Source organism: Bradyrhizobium sp. Ken51 (assembly GCF_055807435.1).
This window is the reverse complement of sequence record NZ_JBVVPB010000008.1, coordinates 230605-251585: the sequence shown is the minus strand read 5'-3', so window position 1 is coordinate 251585 and position 20981 is coordinate 230605. Positions and strand designations below refer to the sequence as shown.

Annotated in this window: 16 protein-coding genes and 1 pseudogene; 8 read left to right on the top strand and 9 right to left on the bottom strand. The window is 64.2% G+C overall.

Annotation, left to right across the window (positions count from 1 at the left end):
* Positions 1-50 precede the first annotated feature (50 nt).
* Together AC0L27_RS16625 and AC0L27_RS16620 are read right to left on the bottom strand one after the other, a co-directional pair.
* Positions 51-2903, bottom strand: a complete 2853-nt coding sequence (locus AC0L27_RS16625; RefSeq protein ID WP_473319688.1) for an ATP-binding protein — start codon at positions 2901-2903, stop codon at positions 51-53.
* A 115-nt stretch (positions 2904-3018) separates the two neighbouring features.
* Positions 3019-3300, bottom strand: a complete 282-nt coding sequence (locus tag AC0L27_RS16620; protein ID WP_473319687.1) for a hypothetical protein — start codon at positions 3298-3300, stop codon at positions 3019-3021.
* 252 nt (positions 3301-3552) lie between these two features.
* Here AC0L27_RS16620 and AC0L27_RS16615 point away from each other — a divergent pair, with 252 nt between their 5' ends.
* The 5 genes from AC0L27_RS16615 to AC0L27_RS16595 all read left to right on the top strand — a co-directional run bounded on the left by AC0L27_RS16615 (position 3553) and on the right by AC0L27_RS16595 (position 10421).
* The gene (locus AC0L27_RS16615; protein WP_354056927.1) at positions 3553-3795 is read left to right on the top strand and encodes a hypothetical protein; all 243 of its coding nucleotides are present in this window, start codon (positions 3553-3555) and stop codon (positions 3793-3795) included.
* A gap of 318 nt (positions 3796-4113) precedes the next feature.
* The gene (locus AC0L27_RS16610) at positions 4114-5379 is read left to right on the top strand and encodes an ABC transporter substrate-binding protein (RefSeq protein ID WP_473319686.1); all 1266 of its coding nucleotides are present in this window, start codon (positions 4114-4116) and stop codon (positions 5377-5379) included.
* 170 nt (positions 5380-5549) lie between these two features.
* Positions 5550-5777 (top strand): hypothetical protein, encoded by a 228-nt coding sequence (locus AC0L27_RS16605; RefSeq protein ID WP_354056929.1) that lies wholly within the window; start codon positions 5550-5552, stop codon positions 5775-5777.
* A gap of 480 nt (positions 5778-6257) precedes the next feature.
* Positions 6258-9155, top strand: coding sequence for an ATP-binding protein (locus tag AC0L27_RS16600; RefSeq protein ID WP_473319684.1), 2898 nt, complete (start codon positions 6258-6260; stop codon positions 9153-9155).
* 57 nt (positions 9156-9212) lie between these two features.
* On the top strand, positions 9213-10421 hold the full coding sequence (locus tag AC0L27_RS16595; RefSeq protein WP_473319683.1) for an ABC transporter substrate-binding protein: 1209 nt from the start codon (positions 9213-9215) through the stop codon (positions 10419-10421).
* A gap of 49 nt (positions 10422-10470) precedes the next feature.
* Here the strand turns inward: AC0L27_RS16595 and AC0L27_RS16590 are convergent, their stop codons facing one another.
* From AC0L27_RS16590 to AC0L27_RS16560, 7 genes are all read right to left on the bottom strand, one after another.
* Positions 10471-11172 carry a hypothetical protein gene (locus AC0L27_RS16590; RefSeq protein ID WP_473319682.1) on the bottom strand — a complete coding sequence of 234 codons (702 nt, stop codon included), beginning with the start codon at positions 11170-11172 and terminating at the stop codon, positions 10471-10473.
* 11 nt (positions 11173-11183) lie between these two features.
* Positions 11184-12455 (bottom strand): efflux RND transporter periplasmic adaptor subunit, encoded by a 1272-nt coding sequence (locus AC0L27_RS16585; RefSeq protein ID WP_473319680.1) that lies wholly within the window; start codon positions 12453-12455, stop codon positions 11184-11186.
* The gene (locus AC0L27_RS16580; protein ID WP_473319679.1) at positions 12452-15634 is read right to left on the bottom strand and encodes an efflux RND transporter permease subunit; all 3183 of its coding nucleotides are present in this window, start codon (positions 15632-15634) and stop codon (positions 12452-12454) included. The genes AC0L27_RS16585 and AC0L27_RS16580 overlap by 4 nt, the downstream gene beginning before the upstream one ends.
* A gap of 79 nt (positions 15635-15713) precedes the next feature.
* Positions 15714-16631 (bottom strand): RNA polymerase sigma factor RpoH, encoded by a 918-nt coding sequence (gene rpoH / locus AC0L27_RS16575; protein ID WP_473319678.1) that lies wholly within the window; start codon positions 16629-16631, stop codon positions 15714-15716.
* 60 nt (positions 16632-16691) lie between these two features.
* Positions 16692-18116 (bottom strand): sensor histidine kinase, encoded by a 1425-nt coding sequence (locus AC0L27_RS16570; RefSeq protein WP_473319676.1) that lies wholly within the window; start codon positions 18114-18116, stop codon positions 16692-16694.
* A 9-nt stretch (positions 18117-18125) separates the two neighbouring features.
* Positions 18126-18806: a response regulator transcription factor gene (locus tag AC0L27_RS16565; RefSeq protein WP_354056945.1), complete on the bottom strand. Its 681-nt coding sequence runs from the start codon at positions 18804-18806 to the stop codon at positions 18126-18128.
* A 71-nt stretch (positions 18807-18877) separates the two neighbouring features.
* Positions 18878-19063 (bottom strand): hypothetical protein, encoded by a 186-nt coding sequence (locus AC0L27_RS16560; protein ID WP_354056947.1) that lies wholly within the window; start codon positions 19061-19063, stop codon positions 18878-18880.
* Positions 19064-19296: 233 nt separating this feature from the next.
* Here AC0L27_RS16560 and AC0L27_RS16555 point away from each other — a divergent pair, with 233 nt between their 5' ends.
* The 3 genes and pseudogenes from AC0L27_RS16555 (at position 19297) to AC0L27_RS16545 (ending at position 20965) form a co-directional block, all read left to right on the top strand.
* Positions 19297-19545: a hypothetical protein gene (locus tag AC0L27_RS16555; protein WP_354056949.1), complete on the top strand. Its 249-nt coding sequence runs from the start codon at positions 19297-19299 to the stop codon at positions 19543-19545.
* Between the two features lie 307 nt (positions 19546-19852).
* Positions 19853-20224 carry a hypothetical protein gene (locus AC0L27_RS16550; RefSeq protein ID WP_473319674.1) on the top strand — a complete coding sequence of 124 codons (372 nt, stop codon included), beginning with the start codon at positions 19853-19855 and terminating at the stop codon, positions 20222-20224.
* 325 nt (positions 20225-20549) lie between these two features.
* Positions 20550-20965, top strand: a pseudogene (locus tag AC0L27_RS16545) (hypothetical protein).
* Positions 20966-20981 lie beyond the last annotated feature (16 nt).

Genomic DNA, 20981 nt, shown 5'->3' with positions numbered 1-20981 from the left:
CCGGCATCCGATTGGTTGAATCGGGTGCCGCTCCCCGACGCATCCAGCACCTACGATCCGAGCTTCGCCATCATTGCACGCGCGTCGCGGAGGTCCACTGTCTCGAAACCTTCGGTGAACTTGCCGTATGCGGAAGCGAGAACACGGCCTGCATCGGCCCGATGCCCCTCGCTCACCTTCAATCGTGCCACGCTGATCGCCGTCCTCAGCTCCCAAGCCAGGGCCCCCTGGCTCCGCGCCACCTCGAACGCCCTGTCGAAGGCCTGCGCGGCGGCGCTCGTCGAGCGGTGCTCACCGGGAAGCAACAGCAATTCGCCCTTGATGCGCCAGAGTTCGGCGACATACCACCCCTCGTCCCTCGCCTCGCATCGCGCGAGCGCCTCGTTGGCGGTTGCAAGCCCCTGCGATACCTCGCCGGCCTCGCCGAGAGATACCGCGAGTTCACCGAGGGGAAGCAGAAAGCGCGGCAGGTGGCGCGCCTCTCCCGCGAGCTCGAACGTCTTGCGCAGCAGGGGCAATCCGGTCGCGAGGTCGCCCCGGCGCGAGATCAAGAGGCCCCTGAAGGCGCGTGCCCACAGATTCCACAGGCGGATCGGGTGTCGTTCGGTGTGTTCGAGCAGCATCGTACAATAGCGCTCGGCCGCGTCGAGATCGCCGGCCAGGAACGCAATCGGGCAGGCACCCTGGCCGAGGACGCTGCAAAACGTCAGTGCGTGACCACTGGTCCGGCCTTCCTCGACGTTGTGCTCGACGACGCTCAAGGCCTGATCCGCAAGGCCAAGCAGCCACAGGATCCGAGCCTGGAAATAGCGCGCCGAGACCCGCAGGTCGAACCGGAAACGAATGACCTGCGGCTTTGCCGCAAGTTCCGAGAGCCGCGACAGGGTTCGCCCGATATGATGATAGGCGAGCCGCTGGTCGCCGCGATAATGCAGCGTGGTCGCGAGAAGCCGGTCGGCCATCATGCGGTCGACGGGATTGCCGGCGTCGGCCACGACCTCCGCAAAGCGATTCGCAAATTCAAGCGCCCTGCGGAATTCGCCGTTGTTGAACTGATCGATGCAGAGCCCCCACAGCGCGCGCAGCAGGTAATCCCTGTCACCGAGCTGCTCGGCAAGCTGCAGGGTCGTGGCCCAGGCGGGACCGGCCTCCCGGGCCCTGCCAACACCGTACATCAGCGACCAGCCGCGCGCGGCCGACAGCTGCATCCGAAGCCGCGGCGCGTTCGCAGCCGTCGGATCGAGGCGCGTCAAAGCGAGTTCGGTCCGCTCGCGGCATTCGGCGAGCAGCGACAATTGCACCCAGAGCGGAACCGCGGCCGCCGTCAGGGCGGCCCCGACTTGCGAGTCCCCGCCGGGGGAGAAGGCCCAATCGAGACTCGTCCGCACGTTGTCGATGTGTCGGCCATAGAGGGTGAGCCACTCCGCCTGCGGTCGCACTTCGCTGTCGGCTTCGGCGCTGGCAAAGAATTCGCAATAGTATTTCGCCTGGCGACAGGCGGCGCCGGAATGTTCTCCGCTGGCACGCAGCTTCTCCAATGCATAGGCGCGCGTCGTATCCAGCAGACGATAGTGCGGGCTGTCGCCGCGAATATCCGCGAGAACGAGCGACTTTGCCACCAGCCTGGCAAGCTGACCGGTCACATCGCCGATGTTCTCGCCGGCAACTGCAATCACTGCATCGAGCTGGAATTCGGCGGCGAAGATGCCGAGCTGCCGTAGCAGCCACGCCTCGCCGTCCGGCAAGAGGTCGTAACTCCAGTCGAGCGTAGCGCGCAGCGTCTGCTGCCGCGGCAACGCCGTGCGCCGGCCGGTCGTCAGGAATTTGAACCTGTCATCGAGAAGTGACGCGATCTTCGGCGGGCTAAGCATGACCGCGCGCGCCGCCGCGAACTCGATCGCCAGCGGAATGCCGTCGAGCCGCCGGCAGATGGATGCGATGGCGCCGATGTTCTCCTCGTCGGGCACAAAGCTTGAACCCAGCGCCTTCGCCCTGCTCGTGAACAATTCCACTGCGCTGTACGCGGAAGCGCCAGCGGGCTCGTGCCAGGCTTCAGGCGGCACGCCCAGAGGAGGCACGCGGTAGACATGCTCCCCCTCGATACGCAGCGCCTCCCGGCTTGTCGCAACAATGATCGTCCCCGCACAGTGGCTGCCAACCAGCTCGGCCAGCTGCGCCACGGCGTCGATGACGTGTTCGCAATTGTCGAGAATGAGCAACAATGGCCGAGAGCCGATCGCACGCGCGATGGCATCAGGCGAGATCTCCTCGCCCTCGAGCTTGGTGCCCAGGACACTGGCGATGACCGAGCAGACGAGTTTTGGATCAGACAGCGAGGCCAGTTCGACCAGCAGCCGGTCAGCCACAAAGCCGGGAGGCGGCGTTCTGGCGACCTCCAGCGCCAGCGACGTCTTTCCGATGCCGCCGGGCCCGACCAGGGTCACGATGCGATAGGCCGACAGAAGCCGCCACAAATGTGCGATCGCAGCCGTTCGGCCGATGAGATCGAATGATGCGCTGGGAATGTTGATCGACGGCAGCAGGCCGGTTGCGGCAGATTGTAGCGGGGTCTCCATATGCCGGACCCGCCATGCTCCCAGCAAACGATAGCCGCGGCCAACGCTTGTTGACAGCATCTCGCGGTCGGAACCGAGCGCCTTTCGGATCGCCGCGATATGCACGCGAAGTGCACTCTCCTCGACAAAGACGCCGCGCCAGACGCGCTCCGTCAGGTCGTCCCTGGTGACGAGCTGGCCCTGCGCTTGAACCAATTCCGCAAGAATTTCAAAGGCACGCCCCCCCAAGGGAACGAGTTCTCCAGTCGCGCGCAATTCGCGTCTGGCGAGATCGATTTCCCATTCCGCGCAAATGTAGACGGGACGCTGGCCTGGCTCAGCCATCATTGGGACAGCCCCAAGCGGTTTCGTCATTTTCAGTCCAGCTTACCACCAACCCTGTCGAAAGACAGAGGTAGCCGGGCGGCGCAGCCGCCGGCCCCTGTCTCGCAATGCGCGCGGTTCAGCAGCCGCGGCAGATCGATCCTTCCAGCATCTTCTCAAGCCGGGCGTCTTCCTTGTCGATGGTCTGGTCCGTGCCAATCAACGGACCCTTCGTCGCGTGACCACCGCTGTCCGACGACGAAAGGGCGGTGCCCAGCGAATTCGTTCCGGGTGTGGCGGCGCTCGTACCGAGCGCACCGCCTCTCTCCATCGACATATGCGACCCCATGCCGCCGCGGGCGGACGCGGTGCCCGAGAGCACAACGCCGGCGAGGACGCAAACAACAGCAAATGATTTCATTGCTCACACTCCAGGTGTTCGAACTATCTGCCTTCCAGAAACGGACACCGGACGCGTTTGACCACGCACAAACGCGCGAGAATCCTGACAACCGTGACAGACTCTTCCCGCAAGAGTGAAGCAGATCCACCGGGACTTTCCGCTCCGACGACCTAGATAGCCTTCATCAAAACAAACTTCGGAAACGCCACCAGCCGAGCAGCGATCATCGCCAAGCGACTCTCCGCACAGAGCAAACAATGGAGAATCGCTATGAGCGTACTCAAAATTCTAATCGCAGCGGCGCTACTCTCAACGGCAACGCTATCGTCGGCATCTGCGGCCTGGTCTTTTGCCGATCAGGAGCCGGCAGCCTTTGCATCGATGTACCCCGATCGCGACGTGCTGAATGGCGGCGCACTGACGCCGGCCGGGCGAATGGGCCTCGAACGGCCCGGCGGTGCCGCGCCCGTCTTCGGCGTGGGCCAATTTCACGACCGCCACTGGCATCGATGACGAGACACCACAATCGAGCACTGCGCGTCCTGCAAGTGCAGATGATGGTGTCCGCAATCCGGGAGTGCGACCGCGCCATGCGGCGCACCTTGCCGGCTTCGCGGCAAGGCCGATGACATCGATCCCGATAGCTGGCCCGAAAACTGCGAAACTTAACAGTTCTTCAGCATCCGTAACGGGGCCCACGGCGCCGTCCGCGCTATAGTCGCGACGCCGACTGCTGCACGCGCTCGTCCGGCGCCCCGGGCGGGCGCGGCCGAGCCACGCCTCGTCAGGGTTTGGGACGTGCAAAAACCGGCAGCGCCATGGAGGCATCGCTTGATCACGGGCAGAACTGGTTATTCGATCTCGGGCAACGCGCGGCGCCTGGGAAAGCTCCTCATCTCCTGCGCCGTGCTTGCAGCCGGCAGCGCTTCCGCGGAGCCGCGATACGATCCCGGCGCAAGCGACACCGAGATCCGGATCGGCAACATCATGCCCTACAGCGGCCCGGCATCGGCTTACGGCATCATCGGCAAGACGATGAGCGCGTATTTTCGCATGATCAACGACAATGGCGGGATCAACGGCCGGAAGATCAATTTCATTTCGTATGACGACGCCTACAGTCCATCCAAAGCGGTCGAGCAAGCGCGACGGCTCGTCGAGGACGACGAGGCGCTTGCGATCTTCGCGCCGTTCGGCACGGCCAGCAACGCCGCCATCCAGAAATACATGAACAGCCGGCATGTGCCGCAATTGTTTGTCATCACCGGAGCATCGCGCTGGGCCGATCCCGAGCACTTTCCGTGGACCATCGGCTGGCAACCGAGCTACCGAACCGAAGCACGCATCTATGCGGACTACATTCTGCGGCACCACCCGGGGGCGAGGATCGGTATCCTGCACCAGAACGACGACTTCGGACGCGACTATCTGCTCGGGCTGAAGGACGTGCTGCAGGACAGGTACGCGCAAATGGTGATTGCCAGCCAGTCATATGAGGTCGGCACGCCGACGAGCGACTCCGAGGTCGCCGCGATCAAGGCCGCTGCGCCCGACATATTCATCGACATCGCAACACCCAAATTCGCCGCCCAGGCGATCAGGAAGCTCGCCGAGCTGGACTGGCGTCCCATCCACATCGTGACGAACGTCTCGGTCTCGGTCGGCGCGGTGCTGAAGCCCGCCGGACTGGACAAGGCGAAGGGAATTCTCAGCGCGGGGTATCAGATGGACGTGACTGATCCGCAGTGGGACAGCCATCCGGGCATGCAGCATTTTCGCGCGTTCATGGCGAAATACTATCCGGAGGCAGATCGATCGGAGAGCGGGCCGCTGGTGGCCTTCAACATGTCGAGTGCACTCGTGGAGGTGATCAGGCGTTGCGGCGGTGACCTCACGCACGAAAGGATCATGCGTGTGGCCACCGATCTCGATCTCGACATCGAAGCCTACATTCCCGGCGTTCGAATAAAGACTTCACCAACGGACTTTCGTCCGATCGAGCAGCTCCAGATGATGCGCTTCACCAGCGAACGATGGGAATGGTTTGGCCCGCTGCTCGACGGTCGCACGGACCAGGCGACGTCCTCGCGCAACTAGAGCGCGGGAAGTCGGATGAGCTGTCGATGTCAGACGTCAACGCATCGCGACGGCTTCGTGCAAAGAGGAAAATGTTCGTTCGATCAACACTGCGGATCCGGCGCACGCATGCACACTTCTCAGGTGCGAGCCGAGGCGTTCCCGGCGTCGCTTTCTCAAGGAGATGTTCGATGACGACACTGAAGCTTTTGTCCGCCGGACTCGTGGTCGCAGCCATGATTGCCTCCCCCGCGATGGCTCGCGAAGGCAGCGCGAAGCGCACCAATGTCGAGGCTTATGCGTCGGCTCAGCGCGTGCCGGCCTCCGCCAAGCGCGGCTGCGCCCGTGCTCCCGACGTCGGTGCCTACGCAACCGCCCCCTGGCGCCGGCCGCCCTGCGAGCCAACCTCCGGCTATTAAGTTCGCGAACCGGAGCAAGTCCGGTTGACGCCGACTGGAAGTTGATCGTGTCAACGTTCCGGGTTTTGACCTCTCGGCGGAAGGAAGGACGGCGGCTCACGATCAGGCCGCTGTTCTTGCGACTGGTGCACGTCTCCTGAAGCATTGGGCTCCGGAGTTCTTGCGCTGACGATTCCCGGCGATGCCGAGTAAATGATGTTTCCATTGATGGCATCAGGTTCCCTCCGACGGACCCTTCCATTCCGAATGCGCCCGGCCATCGTCACGAATTCGTGTATCGAACATGAACGTGTCGGGTGCCAGCATCGAAAGTGAACGAAGCGCCGGCGACTGAGCGGGCCTTCTTGACACGCCGACGATCTCCCCTGTAGGAGACCCAAGCGCATTGACGCTTTCAAATTCTTGCCAAGGTTTCGGTGATCGCAAGGGCGGGCTCGTGATTTCCCCCGGATCACGTCAGCGGAATTGATTCACGGGCCCATGTCATCGCCGGTTGATCGCACCTACTCTTTCGGACATTGGCATATCGATTGCCAACGAAGAGAGCTGAGGCACCACAACGTCGCGGTGCCGATCGGAAGCCGCGCGTTCGAGATTCTCGAGAAGCTGGTCGACTCGGCCGGTCTCCTGGTCACCAAGGATGACTTGATCGGAAGCGTCTGGTCGGGCCTGACAGTCGAAGACAACACGCTTCAGGTCCATATCTCGGCCGTCCGCAAGGCGCTCGGCGAGGATCGCAATCTGCTCAAGACGGTTTCGGGCCGCGGATATACGCTCGCCGGGACCTGGCGAAGCGGGCATCTGGATCACCCTGCCGCCGCATCGGTAGCGATTCCAGCCGACGTGCCCTTTCCAAGCAACCTGCCGAGTATCCGTGCGCCCCTCATCGGTCGCGAGGATTGCATGAGCCAATTGGTCGATGTGCTTTCGGCCTATCGGGCCGTAACCCTCGTCGGACCCGGCGGCATCGGAAAGACGAAGCTGGCAATCGAGCTGGCGCGCGGCGTCGCGCCCGCGTTCAACGATTCCGTGGCGCTGGTCGAGCTCGCGACCCTGCAGGATGCGGCACTTGCGCCATCCGCATGCGCCCGTGCACTCAAGCTCGCCTCGAATGACAAGGAAGTCTCGGCCGCGAGCATTGCGCAGGCCATCGGAACCCGTAGTCTGCTTCTTGTCCTGGACAATTGCGAGCATGTGATCGAAGTGGCCGCGCAGATCGCCAGTGCCGTGCTTCGCTATTGTCCGAACGTCACCGTTCTCGCGACCAGCCGCGAGGGCCTCCGCATCGACGGCGAATATGTTGCGGCCATTCCGGCGCTGTCGGTTCCTGATCCCGATATGCACGATCCCGACTTGCTGCTGCGGGCAAGCGCAGTGCAGCTGTTCGTCGCGCGAACGCGGGCTCTGCGTGCGAGCTTCGTTGTGGGCGCGGAGGAGCTTCAGAGGATCGCTGCCATCTGTCGCCGGCTCGACGGCATTCCGCTCGCATTGGAGTTTGCCGCAGCCCGGGCCGCCAATCTCGGGGTCGACACCGTACTGCTCCGTCTCGACAAGCGCTTCGAGCTCCTGAACGCCGGCCGCCGCGACCAGATGCCGCGACACCAGACCCTGCGGGCGACCCTGGACTGGAGCTATGACCTCTTGCCGCCGGCAGAGCAAAACCTGCTTTGCCAGATCGCGGTGTTTCCGGCCGGTTTCACGCTCGATGCGGCCAGTGCAATGATGGACGACACTCTGTCGCGGTCGGACGTCATTGAAACCTTGTTCAATCTGGTCGGGAAATCGCTGGTGTCGCTGGACCCCTCATTCGAGGGGCGATGGCGGCTCTTGGAGAGCACCCGCGCTTATGCACTGGAGAAGCTCGCAGAGGCGGGCCTCGTCGAGCGGGCGGCAAGGCGGCAGGCCGGCTTTCTCAGGCAGATCATCGCGCCGCTCGGCGATGCCTCCCCCGCTCCCGACGACATCTCCCGCTTCGCCCAGGAGATCGGCAACGTGCATGCCGCACTCGATTGGGCGTTCTCGCCCGGTGGCGATACCGCGCTTGGCATCGAGCTGACGGCCGGCTTCGTTCCGGTATGGATGCAGTTGCTGTCCTTCATGGAATGCTCGACGCGGATCGAGCACGCGCTTGCGCATTTCACTCCCGGGTTCACCTGCGTTCCGAAGCTCAAGGCGCAGCTCTATGTCGCGTTGGGCTTCGCGCTTCTCAACACGGCGGGAACAGCGGACCGCATGAAGGCGGCGCTGAGCATCGGTCTCGTGCTCGCCGAGGAATTGTCCGACCTCGAGCTTCAGCTCAAGGCGGTCTGGACCTTGTGGAGCTATAACCTCAACTCGGGCCAATATGCCGCGGCCAAGGAGGTCGGCGAGCGCTACCTCGAGATCGCGCTGCGCACCGGAAGCCCCGCCAACGAGGCTGTAGGCCGTCGCCTGATCGGCGCCGCCACCCATTTCTTTGGAATGCAGGAGGATGCACGACGCGAGCTGACGCTGTCCCTGGATCATTCGGCTCACGGATTGAACGGCGGCGCGAACCAGATGTGGTTTCTGCTTAACCAGAGCGTTCTTGCCAAGGCGATGTTGGCGCGCGTCCTGCTGCTGCAGGGCAGGATCGCCCAGAGCAGATCCCTGGCCGCCGAGTGCCTGCAGGAAGCCCAGCGCGAGAAGGACAAGCTTGCGATCGCCTATGCACTCCGCAACGCCGTCTGCCCGATCGCGCTGATGACGCATGATCTTGCCACCGCCGATCAGGCAATATCCTCTCTTCTCGAGCTCGTCACGCGCGAGGGGATAGCTTTCTGGACCAGCTGGACGTCCTGCCTGAAGGGACAATTGCTGGTTCTGCAAGGCAAGCATCACGACGGAATAGCGCTGCTGCGCAGCGGCCTGACAGCGCGGACCGAGAACGGATGGCTGATGCGCAATCCCGAGTTTCTCGGATCGCTCGCCGAAGGCCTGCTCGCGAGCGGCGAGGCTGCGCAGGCCCTGACCGTGGTGGAAGAGGCCTTGTCAATGTCGCGGCAAGGCCGGCAATTGTGGTGCCTTGCCGACCTGTTGAGGATCAAGGCTGAAATTCTCCTGGCCAACGATCCATCCGACCTGTCTCGATCCGAATTGCTGTTCGGCGAAGGATTGTCGGTTGCCAGGGACCAGCAATGCCGCTTTTACGAGCTGAAGGTTGCGGCAGCATGGGCAAGGATCTTGGCGGAATCGAACCGTCAGCAGACCGCCCTCGATCTCGTCGGTCCGGTCAGCGCTCTGTTCGATCAGGACATCGATCTTCCGGCACTCGCCTTTGCCCGCACTCTGGCTGAAATACCGGGCATCTCGCTTTCGACATCCGACGGCGATCGGCCCCCATCCTGCACCTGCCACTAGGTTTGTGATGCCTTTCGGCCGACACCGCCCCTCACTCCATCTTCCGGACCTTGCCTGATGAACATCTCTCGACGACGGATTTTGGGCGGCATCAGCGCGTCGGTGTTTTCGCTCGGCATCATCCGTGCGCAGGGCACGAGACCGATCAGGATCGGCGAGATCAACTCCTATAGCAGCGCGCCCGCATTCACCCTGCCCTATCGTCGCGGCTGGCAGTTGGCTGTCGAACAGGTCAACGCCAAAGGCGGCCTTCTCGGGCGCGAGCTGCAGGTCATCAGGCGGGACGACGAAGGCAAACCCAGCGTCGCGATCCGCGCGGCAGAGGAGCTCGTGCGCAGGAACGACGTCGATCTGCTGGCAGGCGCTTATCTCTCGAATGTCGGCCTCGCGATCAGCGACTTCGCACGGCAGAACCGGATCCTGTTCGTGGCGAGCGAGCCGCTCACGGACGCCCTCGTCTGGGAGCGGGGACATCGATATTGCTACAGGCTCCGCCCCTCGACCTACATGCTGGCAGCGATGCTGGTTGAGGAGGCCGCTCAACTCAAGGCGACACGATGGGCGACGATCTCTCCGAACTACGAATACGGACAGTCGGCCGTAAGGTGGTTCATGCAGCTTCTGCGCCAACGTCGCCCCGATGTCGCGTTCGTTGGCAGTCAGTGGCCGCCGCTGGGTGCGATCGACGCCGGCGTGGTCGTGAACGCGCTCGCACAGCAGAATCCCGAAGCGATCCTCAACATCACCTTCGGGCCCGATCTCACCAAATTCGTCCGGCAAGGAAAGGATCGCGGCCTGTTCGAAGGACGAGACGTCGTGTCGTTCACGACGGGCGAACCCGAATATCTCCATCCTCTCGGAGAGGACGCGCCGACAGGATGGATCGTGACCGGCTATCCCGTGACCGAGATCCTGGACCAGGCCAATAGCTCGTTCGCGTCGGCCTATTCCTCGCGATATGGCGAGGCTCCCACCATGGGCTCCGTGGTCGGTCACGCCATGATCAGCTCCATCGTGGCTCCGATCGAGCGACTCGGGAGCCTCGATACCGAAACCATGGCAGATGGGTTTGGCAGTGTCGCCTTCGATACACCGTTTGGGCCGGCAATTTGGCGTTCGATCGACCATCAAAGCACGATGGGAACATTTGTCGGTCGCACCGCGGTCAGGGGCAACAAGGCCGTCATGGTGGACTGGAAATACAGGGAGGGTGGAAGCATGCTTCCGCCGGATGCCGAAATCCGCAAGCTGCGCCCGGCAACATGACCGGCGAATGCCGTGTGATGCGATGACACGAAACCCCTGCAAGTCCACCTCAGCATCCCGGCGGCAGAATCGGCGACACGCCCGGCGTCGGCGCTGCGCCTGAGGCGTTCGCCGGCAACACAGTGGCAGGCTCCGCCAGGTTCATCGAGACCCCTTCCGCGCAAGCCGAGCTGTTAGGGCTCGGCACGACGGCCGCATTCGGGTCTATGCCCGTGCCGCCGGCGTCGCTGGTGTCCGCCGGGATCGTGCCGGGCGCGGGGCTTGCAGACACCTGCGAAATCGAAAGCGGCAGAGACGCAGCGCTCGTAACCTGTCCTCCCGGCGTTGAGCTGCAGGCCACTGTCGCACCTGTTCCCGCCGGAGCGGCCGCGGAGATCGTCCCGATGGAGCTACCGCTCTGTCCCGTGACCGGCAGGATCGGCGCCGCGATGCCCGGAGGCGAAAGGCCAGTGGGCGATACAGTTGGAGTCGCCGGCACTGGCGCCGGTGATGACGAGGGTGGAGCGCAGACGACCACCGTTCCCGGCGTCGTCGGATCCGACGCAAGAGGGACGGGCGCCAACGTCGTATCCGGCGCACCCGGCACGGTCGTTGCGGAAAACGGCCCCGGACTGTTGAGCGGCGAGATCACGATCGCGCCCGGCACCGTCGGCAGATCCATTGCGGTGCTGCCGGTCGTTGCGATCTGTGCCTGGCCTGGAGAGAAGCCGAGCAGGAAAGCGACCATCATTGCAAACGCGAACCGTATCATCTTTTGTGTCCCTAGCTCGTCTCAAGCTTGCGAACGGTGACCTTGCTGCCTTCCGCCAGAGTGACCGCAGGATTGAGCACGACCTGATCGCCGGGCTGCACGCCGTCCCGCACTTCCACAACGGTGCCGAAATCCCTGGAGATCGAGACCTGCTGCAAATGAACCGTGCCGTTCCGCACGACCGCGACGTGGAGGCCATTCTGATCGAAGACGAGCGCGTCGGACGGGATCGTCATCGATGGCGTCCGACGCGGGATCGATAATTCGACCGTGCAATAGATGCCGGGACTGAGCAGACCATCGGGATTGGGCACGTCGATCTCGGTCAACAGCGTTCGGCTCCCCGGCTGCAGCGCGGTTGCGATCCGCGTAACCTTGCCCGCAAACGTTCGTCCCGGAATCTCGGGGACGCGGATGTCCGCATCGACGCCCGGGGCAACCCCAAACGCCTCGTCCTGCGGCACGAAGACCTGGGTCCGGATCACGTTGGAATGCATCATCGTGAACATGAAGGTAGACCCGGCTTGCACCAGGCTGCCATTGTCCACGTTACGCTGCGTGACCACACCGTCGAACGGGGCCACCACGCGCTGGTAGGACTTCTCCTGCTGGAGAACGCGAATCTGCGCCTCCTGTGCCGCGATGTTCGACTGGGCGACGCCCACCGCCCCCTGCTGCGCGCGCAGAGTGAGGCGGTCGTTGTCGCCCTGCTGTGCCGTCAACCAGCCCTGCTTGACGAGATTGCTGTCCCGCGAATTGGTGACGTCGGCCAATTCCCGGCTGGCCTGCGCCTGCTGAAGGGCGGCCTGGTTCTGGGCGAGGGTCGCCTGCGCCTGCGCGATCTGCTGATCCAGTTCGGGAGCGGTAATTTCCGCGAGGAGATCACCCTTCTTGAGGCGATCGCCGATATCGACGTGGCGCTTCTCGATGTAGCCGCTGGTCCGCGCGAAGATGTTGGCCGCCTCGAACGCGGTCGTCGTCGCCGGCAGGCTGACCTTCATAATGTCGCCGCTGGGCTTGACTGTCGCCACCCGAACTTCGGGAACGTTGGTCCGAACCTGTTCGGCTACGGCGGCCACCTGACGCGCAGCCTCATAGTGCCGCCAGCCGCCGATGCCGAGGCCGCCCGCAAGCAGCAGGAGCACGCCTCCGCCGAGCAGCGCGCCACCGTAACGGCGTCCGGATCGTGCACCCTTGCCCGGCAGCTCCACGACCCGGAGGTTCTCCGCCCCGGGGCGATCTCTCGCCCCGTCGTCATCGGTCCTTGCGCGAAAGTCGCTCATTCCGGTTGCTCCTCGAATACGCCGTGGCGAGGTTTGCCGTCGTTGCCCTTACGCAGCATGGCGAAGAGATAAGGCACGATCAGCAAGGTGGTCGGGGTTGCAAACAGAAGCCCGCCGATGACCGCCCGCGCGAGCGCGGCATTCTGCTCCTCGCCCGGCCCGCCGATCGCCATCGGGATCATGCCCACGATCATCGCGGCCGCGGTCATCAGGACGGGCCGGATCCGCGTTCGGCCCGCGCTCAGCGCTGCCTGGAAAGCGGAATGTCCCTTCAACTGCTCGTCACGCGCGAACGTCACGAGCAGGATCGAATTTGCCGAGGCAACGCCGATCGCCATGATGGCTCCCATCAACGATGGCACGTTCAGCGTCGTCCCGGTGATGAACAGCATCGTCACGATCCCGCAGAATGTCGCCGGCAGCGCCAGGATGACGACGAAGGGGTCGCCAAAGTTCTGGTAGTTCACGACCATCAGCAGGTAGACCAGGATGGCCGCGAACAGCAGTCCGATCCCGAGATCGCGGAACGACTGATGCATGCTCTGGATCTGTCCCAGGACCTGGATCGAATTGCCTGGCTGGAGCTGCTTCTGCAGGGTTGACGTCACCTTCTCGATGTCGGCCGCAACGCTGCCGAGATCGCGGCCCTGGACGCTCGCATAGACGTCGAACACCGGCTGGACGTTGGCCTGGTTCGAATTGGTGGGAACGGTCCCTCGCTTGAACGTCGCGACATTGCTGAGCAAGCCGGGCACCGTCTGGCCGCTTGCGGCAGCCGAGGCCGACACCGGCGTGTTGCCCAGGGCGTTCAGCGAGTTGGCCCTGTATTCCGGTGTCTGCACCGCCAGGTAATAGGGGATGCCTGACGTCGGGTCCGTCCAGAAATTCGGCGAGACCTGCGCAGACGAGCTGAGGCTGACATTGATATTGGTCGCCACCGTGCTCGCATTGAGGCCCAGCTGCGCGGCGCGAGTGCGGTCGATGTCGGCGTAGAACGCGGGAGCATCGACCTCCTGCTGCAGATGCGCATCGACCACGCCGGGGATCGCCGCGAGGCTCTTCTGCAGCTCCTTGGCCACGGCCAGATTGTTGCTGCCGTAACCGACCGTGCGGACATCGATCTGCGCCGGAAGCCCGAAGTTCAGGATCTGCGTGACGATGTCGGCCGCCTGGAAATAGAAGGTGTCCTCCGGGAAGGCCGCCGGCAGCACCTGCCGCAGCTTCCTGACGTAATCCGCCGTCGGCTTGTGCCCATCCTTCAGCGACACCAGAATGGTGCCGTCATTCACCCCGATCGTCGAACCGTCGGTGAATGCGAGATTGTAGGCCCGCGCCGGGAGACCGATATTGTCGACGATCAACGCGCGGTCATGCTCCGGAATGACTTCGCGGATCTTGTCCTCGACCGCCTGGAAGATCGCTTCCGTACGCTCGATCCGCGTGCCCGCCGGCGCACGAACATGCAGCTGGATCTGACCACCGTCGATCAGGGGATAGAAGTCCCTGCCGACATAGGCGAACATGGTGGCTCCGAGCGCCAGCACCAGCACGGCGACGACGGGCACGACGGCCCGAAGCCGCAATAGCTTCAGCAGCAGATCGGAATAGCCATCGCGCAGGCGCTCGAAGCCGCGCTCGAACGCAGCGGAGGCGCGCGCAAAGATGTTCGACGGGCGCTCGCTTTCGCCATGGCGCCGTTCACCCTTCAGCAGCAGGCCGATAGTGATCGGCGTGAGCGTCCGCGACAGCCCGTAGGACGCCAGCATCGCGAACACCACTGCGAGGCCGAGCGGCGTGAAGAGGTATTTGGCCGGGCCTTCCAGGAACACGACCGACGTGAACACGCAACTGATGGCGAGCGTCGAGACCAGCGTCGGGATGGCGATTTCAGCAGCTCCATGCAGGGTCGCCTCCGACAACGGCATGCCTTCCTCGGTCCAGAGCCGGTGCGTGTTCTCGATCGTCACCGTCGAATCGTCGACGAGGATGCCGACCGCGAGGGCGAGCCCGCCGAGCGTCATCGTGTTGAGGGTCTCGCCGAGGAAATACAGCACGATCAGCGAGGACAGCATCGCCAGCGGGATCGAGATCAGGACGACCAGCGTCGATCGCCATGATCCCAGAAACACCAGGATCATCAGCGCGGTGAGGCCGGCCGCGATCGCACCTTCGCGCAGCACGCCATTGACCGAATGGGTCACGAAGATCGACTGGTCGAACAGCTCGTTGATCTTCAGCCCCGCTGGAGCCGACGCGCGTATCGAGGTCAAAGCCGCCTTCACGCCGTTGACGACGGCGAGCGTCGAGGCATTTCCATTCTTGATGACGCTGAGCAGGACGGCGCGGTGGCCGTCCTCGCGCACGATGTTCTGCTGGACCTGGGCGCCGTCGCGGACCTGGGCGACGTCCTTCAGGAAGATCGTGGCCCCGTTCGCGAACTTGACCGGGATCATGTTGAGATCCTGGATCGTGGCCGGCGTCGCATTGGTGCGAACGGTATACTGGGTGTCGCCGATCTTGGCCGTGCCGGTCGGCAGGGTCAAATTCTGGGTGTTGACCGCATTGACGATGTCGAGCGGCGTCAATCCGCGCGACAGCAGCTTGTTCGGATCGATGTCGACCATGATCTGGCGGTATTTACCGCCGGCAGGCGTGGGCAGCGTCACTCCCGCCACCGGAGCCAGTTGCTGGCGGACCCGGTAGATGCCGAAATCGTAGAGCTGCTGCTCGTTCAGGCTGTTTGACTGGAGACTGAGCTGGAGCACCGGCACGCTCGAGGCATTGAACTGCACGATGATCGGCGGCTGGATCCCCGGCGGCATCAGGGCGCGGATGGCGTTGGTCCCCGAGACGATCTGCGAGATCGCGAGATCGAGATTGACGTCCGGCTGGAAGTAGATCTTCTGAATCGACAGGCCGTTGAGAGTCTGCGCTTCGATATTCTTGATGCCGCTGACATTGGCGCTGATCGAATACTGGCTGTAGGTGCTGACGCGCTGCTCCATCTCCGGCGTGGACAGACCGGTGTAGCTCCAGATCACCGTGACCACGGGGATCCGGATCTCCGGGAAAATATCCGTCGGCATCGAGCGGATCGCGATGCCGCCGAGGAACAGGATCAGCGCGGCAAGCACATAGAATGTGTGCGGAAGCCGTAGCGCGAAGCGAACAATTCCCATTGTGGTCTGCCTGGAGCGGGTTACGCGGGATCGTCGGACAGATGAGAGCGGCCGGACCAGCGTTCAAATGAAAATGAATTCAGACGCTGCATGCGGTGCCCCGTGGCGCATCCTGCGCGGCGAGCATCACGGCCCGCTTGACCTTGGCAAAGGCGCGCATCTCGATCTGCCTGACGCGTTCGCTGGATATGGACAATTCGTGGGCCAGCCAATCGAGCGTGACGGGGCATTCCGTCAACCGCCGCGCCTCGAAGACGCGACGTTCCCGCGCCGCAAGCCCCCCGAGCGCAACACGCAAGGCGCTGGCACGCCGCTCGGTCTGCTCGTGATCGACCAGCACCGTCTCGGCGTCGACCGCCCCGTCGACCAGCATGGCTTCCAGCTCCGTTCCGCTGTCCTCGCCACCGACGCGCACATTCAGCGACATGTCGCCATGCAGCCGCGCGTCCATCTCGATCACCTCGCGCGTCGTGACCTCGAGCTTCCCGGCGATCAATTCGGCAACGTCAGGCGTGAGCCCCGCCATCGCGCTGCCGGTGGCTTTCCTGATCTCGCCGCGGAGCTTGAAAAACAGCTTCTTCTGCGCGGCCGTCGTCCCGATCTTGACGAGGGACCAGGACCGCAGGATGTACTCGTGGATGGCGGCCTTGACCCACCAGACCGCGTAGGTGGAGAAGCGCGCGCCGCGGTCGGGTTCGAAGCGTGACGCTGCGATCACGAGACCCAGATTCGCCTCGGCAATCAGATCGACCATCGGAAGGCCGTATCCCTTGTAGCCTCGCGCCAGCCTGGCCGCGAGGCGGAGATGGCTGGTGACGAGAGCATCCGCCGCGCTCCGGTCCCTCGTCTGCTGCCAGCGGCGTGCAAGCTGCTGCTCCTGACCGGGTTCGAGGAAGTCGTAACGCCCGATGGCCGCGGAATACGCGCTGAGGAACGGCACCGGTGCGACCGGCGTAGCAGGAGGATTGCTTCTCGTAACTTCGTGGCTAGTCTGCATCTGTCGCTCCCACGGTCCAGGCCGGCTGTTCAATCTCGAAAGCATCGCGCGCCATCTGGCTCATCCCATCTGGTCGGCGTCGGCGTGCAGCAATGTCCGCGACCGGCGCGCGGCGGCCTTGCCCGCCCGTCCGGTCCAGGCCAGGATTTCGATTCGCCCTCCGGGGGCCGGACCGACGATCAGCCGGAAGCCGTGCAGCTTGACGATGGCGGCGACCAGGCTCAGTCCGAGCCCGACACCCGGCGTATGGCGCATCTTGTCGGAGCGATAGAACCGTCGCAGCACCGCCTCGCGATCCTGCTCGCTGATGCCGGGCCCGGTATCGCTGACGCACACCAGCGCCGTGTCGTCGTCCGCTTCCAGGGCGAGTTCGACCCGCCCACCCGACGGCGTGAACTTGACGGCATTGTCGACGAGGTTGGCGACCGCCTCGAACAGCAGGTCGCGGTCGCCCCACACAAGCACATCGCGCGCGATGACCACACTGAGCCCCACGCGCTTGTCCTCGGCGATGGGCTCGTAGACGTCGCACACCTCCCGCAGGATCTCGTCGAGCGCGACCTCGCCAAAGCCGGCTATGCGGCGATTGTTCTCGATCTCGGTCAGGCGCAGCAGGGCGGTGACGATCGCGAGCGATTGGTCGATGCCGGCAATGGCCTTGTCGATCGTCTCCTGCAGTTCCTCAAGCGTGGCTGCATGGGAGCGCCCGCGCTCCAGCGCCAGACGGACGCGCGTGAGCGGCGTCCTGAGATCATGGGCGATGTCGTTGCCGACGCCGGCGAGCGCATTGATCATCGTCTCCATCTCGTCGAGCATGCCGTTGACGATCCCGGCCAGCCGCGCGAACGGATCGTCCGTCCCGTCCTGCGGGAGCCGCTCGCGCAGTTCGCCGGCCACGATGCGCTGGACCCGCTGGTTCACCTCCTCCACGCGCCTCTGAGCGCGGAGGCTGAGCCAGGCACCGGCCAGCAGGCAGAGGCTGAAGGCCGGCAGCAGGCCCAGGGCCAGCGCCTGCCCCACCACAGTCGAGATCTCGCGCGTCTCATCGACATTCCGCCCCACCACCAGGACATCGCCGCCATCGAGGCGCTGGCCGATCACCCTGACGACGGGATTGTGCTTTGCCATCTCCTTGATGAGATCGAGCCGTACGCCCTGCACCGCTCCGTCGAGCCCGAGCTCGCGCGGCACGCGGTCGATGTTGCCGGCAAGGCGGGTGCCCGCGGCATCGAACAGTCCCGCATATTGCACGCCCCTGGAATCCTGATCGAGATGATCCGCGATCGCCCTGATGCGGTGGGCCGGCGACAGCTCCGCGATGAAGTGAATCTGGGTGGTGATCATGCGATCGGAGCGCGCGATCAGATAGTCATCGAGCTCCCAATAGATGAATGCGAATAGGCCGACCACGAATAGCGCGAAGCCGGCCGCCATGGCCAGGGCCCAGAGGAACGTGCTGGAGCGGATCAGCTGGATCTGACGCATCGCCGGTCCCTATTGCCGCGAACGCAGGACGAAGCCGGAGCCTCGGACGTTGTGGATGAGCGGCACCTCTCCGGGCCCGTCGACTTTGTGACGGAGCCGGCCCATATGCACGTCGATCAGGTTCGTAGTCGCCGGAACGAACTTGTAGTTCCAGACCTCCTCCAGCAGCATTGCACGCGTCAGCACCTGGTCGTTCCGGCGCATCATGTATTCGAGCAGGCGGAATTCGCGCGGCAGCAGCTCGAGCCGGCGTTCGCCACGTCGCGCGGTCCGCTCGATCAGATCGAGCTCGAGCGGTCCGACATGCAGGATGGTTTCGCGGCTGTCGATCGGACGGCGCAGCAACGCTTCGATCCGCGCGACCAGCTCGATGATCGCGAACGGCTTCGTGAGATAATCATCTCCGCCCATGCGCAATCCGCGCACCCGGTCGTCCACCGCGCCGAGCGCGCTCAAGACCAGGACGGGCGTCCTGACCTGGTCGTTGCGCAGCGCCTCGATGACGGTGAGCCCGTCCATTCCCGGCAGCATGCGATCGACGATCATGGCATCGGGGCTCGACGCGCGCGCGCGGTCGAGGCCGTCGACGCCGTCGGCGGCCCAATGCACCTCGAACCCGCGATCGGCGAGCTCCGCGACGATCGCCTCGGCGGTCTCGGCGTCGTCCTCGATCAGGAGAATCCGGTTCATGATCCTCGCTCCACGTTCCGCGCGGCGTCTCGGCGCGCGGTAGGGGCGCGTAGGCTCGGCGACGCGTTGGGTCATGTGCGATACCCGCGCGCGTCGCGCGCGCAGCCTTGACGCCGCCTGTTGCCGGCCACTCGCTGCGGTACGAGATAGGCTTGCGGCGCATCGGGCGCCATTGAATTGCAGTTCATGATGCGGGCTGCGCGCCGCGCCAGCAGCGCCAGTGCACGGGCGATACGTGTTGCCAATGTCGTGATCATCTTGTGGGCTCCGCTTCGAACTGCGCTGCATCGAACATATGCGCTCGACGCACTCGCGGTCGTTCCGGGGGACAACGGATGTTATGGATTCGCACGATCGTGGTACGACGTTACATCGGCTCACGGGCCGTTGAATTGCGGTGAGCAATTCGTGCATTTGAATCGCGGTCGATCGCGCCCACCTCGATGACCAGCCGGCTTGGTCGGCCTGATGTCATCAAAGGAGAGAGCGAATGACCACGTCCAAACTGTTGTCGATGGGACTGATTGCGGCCGCGATGCTCGGCGGCCCCGTGATGGCGCGCGAGCATCACCGCGTCGTGCGGCAGCCCGCGATGGAGGCCGACACGGTCGCAACGAGCGCGCCGGTCTATCAGGGCGAACGCGGCTGCGTTCCGGCGCCGCGCGTCGGGGCCTTCGCCACTGCGCCATGGACCGGCAACAACGTGCCTTGCGAGCCCGGCACCGGTAGCTTCTTCTGATCGCGCCAACGTATCCGGCCGGGTGACTTCGCCGCCGGACGCCTATCGAATAACGGGGAGCGGACTGATCTCGTCAGCCCGCTTCCTTGCGTTGGGTTGCGTCGCGCCCACGCGCGACGCGATCACCTTCGTGCGCGGCGCGCCCGATATCTGACTCGAATGTCTGACCTCGAATTCAGTTGGACTGTCGCGCCGCGCTCCTACCTCTCCAGCGTCACACGCCCAGCCATCAAGCAGCCTCGCGCGCACCGCGCGACGCGGAAGTGGGCTTCAGGGATGACCGGGCTCAACACGAGAGGAGTTTTCCATGAAACGAGTCATCATGATTCTGGCCACAGCAGCGCTCGCCTCGACGCTCGCGATCGGCACGGCCGACGCGCACGGCGGTGGCGGCGGCGGCCACGGTGGATTTGGCGGCGGCGGCTTCGGCGGCGGACATGCGGGCTTTGGCGGCGGCGCGCATTTCGGCGGTATGGGGCATGAAGGCGGATTCGGCGGCGGCGCCCGGTTCGGTGGCGAGCACCTCGGCTTTGGCGATCATGCCGGCGGCCTCCGCCAGCACGCGTTTCACAGCTACGGTCGCTACCGGCCCGGATATGGATTCTACGGCGCCGGTCCGGATTGCTATGATTGGTACGAGCTGCATCCCGGCCGGCCGTTGCCGCTGAGCTGCAGCTAGATCCGCACGCACGACGCCGATCGGTCCGGATCGCACAACGTTACGGTCCGGGCCGATCGCGCTGCGCAAGTTTCATGGCGTGTCCGTCGGATGCGTGATGGCGAAACACGCGGTTTCGCGTTCTCGCGGCGCGTTTCGCCCGAGCTTTGCCTGGTCACTTCACCCTCGAAGCCAAGAGGGCGCAGGGAAGGCTGGGTACCGGCTGGCACCCGGGTCCGCTGCGCGAAAATGGAGCGCAAAATAACCGCACAGCGCCAATCACTCGGCCTTACCTGCGCAGTGGTTGGACGGCTTATGCCGTGCTCTCCCGGCACTTGTTGTCTCGATAGCCACGGTCTCGGCGCAACCGGTGAGATGGACCAGGTACACCATTCCGCAAACCGGCACCGCAGTGGATTTTCCGAACTCGATCTTCACGGCCGGTCGGCCCGACGGGTACGGGCAGCGATTCCGACCCCCCGACGGGCGCGCCGACCTCACCATTCAGGCCGCGCCCAATGTGGCGAACGATTCACCCGCCGTCTTTCTGGCGAAGAAGCATCCGCCTTCCCGCATCCAGTACAAGCGGGTGACACGCGGTTCTTCGCGGTTTCCAGCTACAAGGGCGACAAGGTTTTTTACGACCGCTGCAACTTCTCGGGGCGGCTGGTCCATTGCGTGCTGATCAACTATCCCGCCGAAGAAGAGCACGCCTGGGATGACGTCGTCACCCACATAAGCCTGTCCCTCAGCGGCAAGTAGGTGGCCTACCGGTCGC

What these genes read in the sequence shown, in the direction of transcription:
- AC0L27_RS16625 (WP_473319688.1), bottom strand. Translation starts at nt 2,903, where the DNA reads ATGATGGCTGAGCCAGGCCAGCGTCCCGTCTACATTTGCGCGGAATGG.
- AC0L27_RS16620 (WP_473319687.1), bottom strand. Translation starts at nt 3,300, where the DNA reads ATGAAATCATTTGCTGTTGTTTGCGTCCTCGCCGGCGTTGTGCTCTCG.
- AC0L27_RS16615 (WP_354056927.1), top strand. Translation starts at nt 3,553, where the DNA reads ATGAGCGTACTCAAAATTCTAATCGCAGCGGCGCTACTCTCAACGGCA.
- AC0L27_RS16605 (WP_354056929.1), top strand. Translation starts at nt 5,550, where the DNA reads ATGACGACACTGAAGCTTTTGTCCGCCGGACTCGTGGTCGCAGCCATG.
- AC0L27_RS16600 (WP_473319684.1), top strand. Translation starts at nt 6,258, where the DNA reads ATGTCATCGCCGGTTGATCGCACCTACTCTTTCGGACATTGGCATATC.
- AC0L27_RS16595 (WP_473319683.1), top strand. Translation starts at nt 9,213, where the DNA reads ATGAACATCTCTCGACGACGGATTTTGGGCGGCATCAGCGCGTCGGTG.
- AC0L27_RS16590 (WP_473319682.1), bottom strand. Translation starts at nt 11,172, where the DNA reads ATGATACGGTTCGCGTTTGCAATGATGGTCGCTTTCCTGCTCGGCTTC.
- AC0L27_RS16585 (WP_473319680.1), bottom strand. Translation starts at nt 12,455, where the DNA reads ATGAGCGACTTTCGCGCAAGGACCGATGACGACGGGGCGAGAGATCGC.
- AC0L27_RS16580 (WP_473319679.1), bottom strand. Translation starts at nt 15,634, where the DNA reads ATGGGAATTGTTCGCTTCGCGCTACGGCTTCCGCACACATTCTATGTG.
- rpoH (WP_473319678.1), bottom strand. Translation starts at nt 16,631, where the DNA reads ATGCAGACTAGCCACGAAGTTACGAGAAGCAATCCTCCTGCTACGCCG.
- AC0L27_RS16570 (WP_473319676.1), bottom strand. Translation starts at nt 18,116, where the DNA reads ATGCGTCAGATCCAGCTGATCCGCTCCAGCACGTTCCTCTGGGCCCTG.
- AC0L27_RS16565 (WP_354056945.1), bottom strand. Translation starts at nt 18,806, where the DNA reads ATGAACCGGATTCTCCTGATCGAGGACGACGCCGAGACCGCCGAGGCG.
- AC0L27_RS16560 (WP_354056947.1), bottom strand. Translation starts at nt 19,063, where the DNA reads ATGATCACGACATTGGCAACACGTATCGCCCGTGCACTGGCGCTGCTG.
- AC0L27_RS16555 (WP_354056949.1), top strand. Translation starts at nt 19,297, where the DNA reads ATGACCACGTCCAAACTGTTGTCGATGGGACTGATTGCGGCCGCGATG.
- AC0L27_RS16550 (WP_473319674.1), top strand. Translation starts at nt 19,853, where the DNA reads ATGAAACGAGTCATCATGATTCTGGCCACAGCAGCGCTCGCCTCGACG.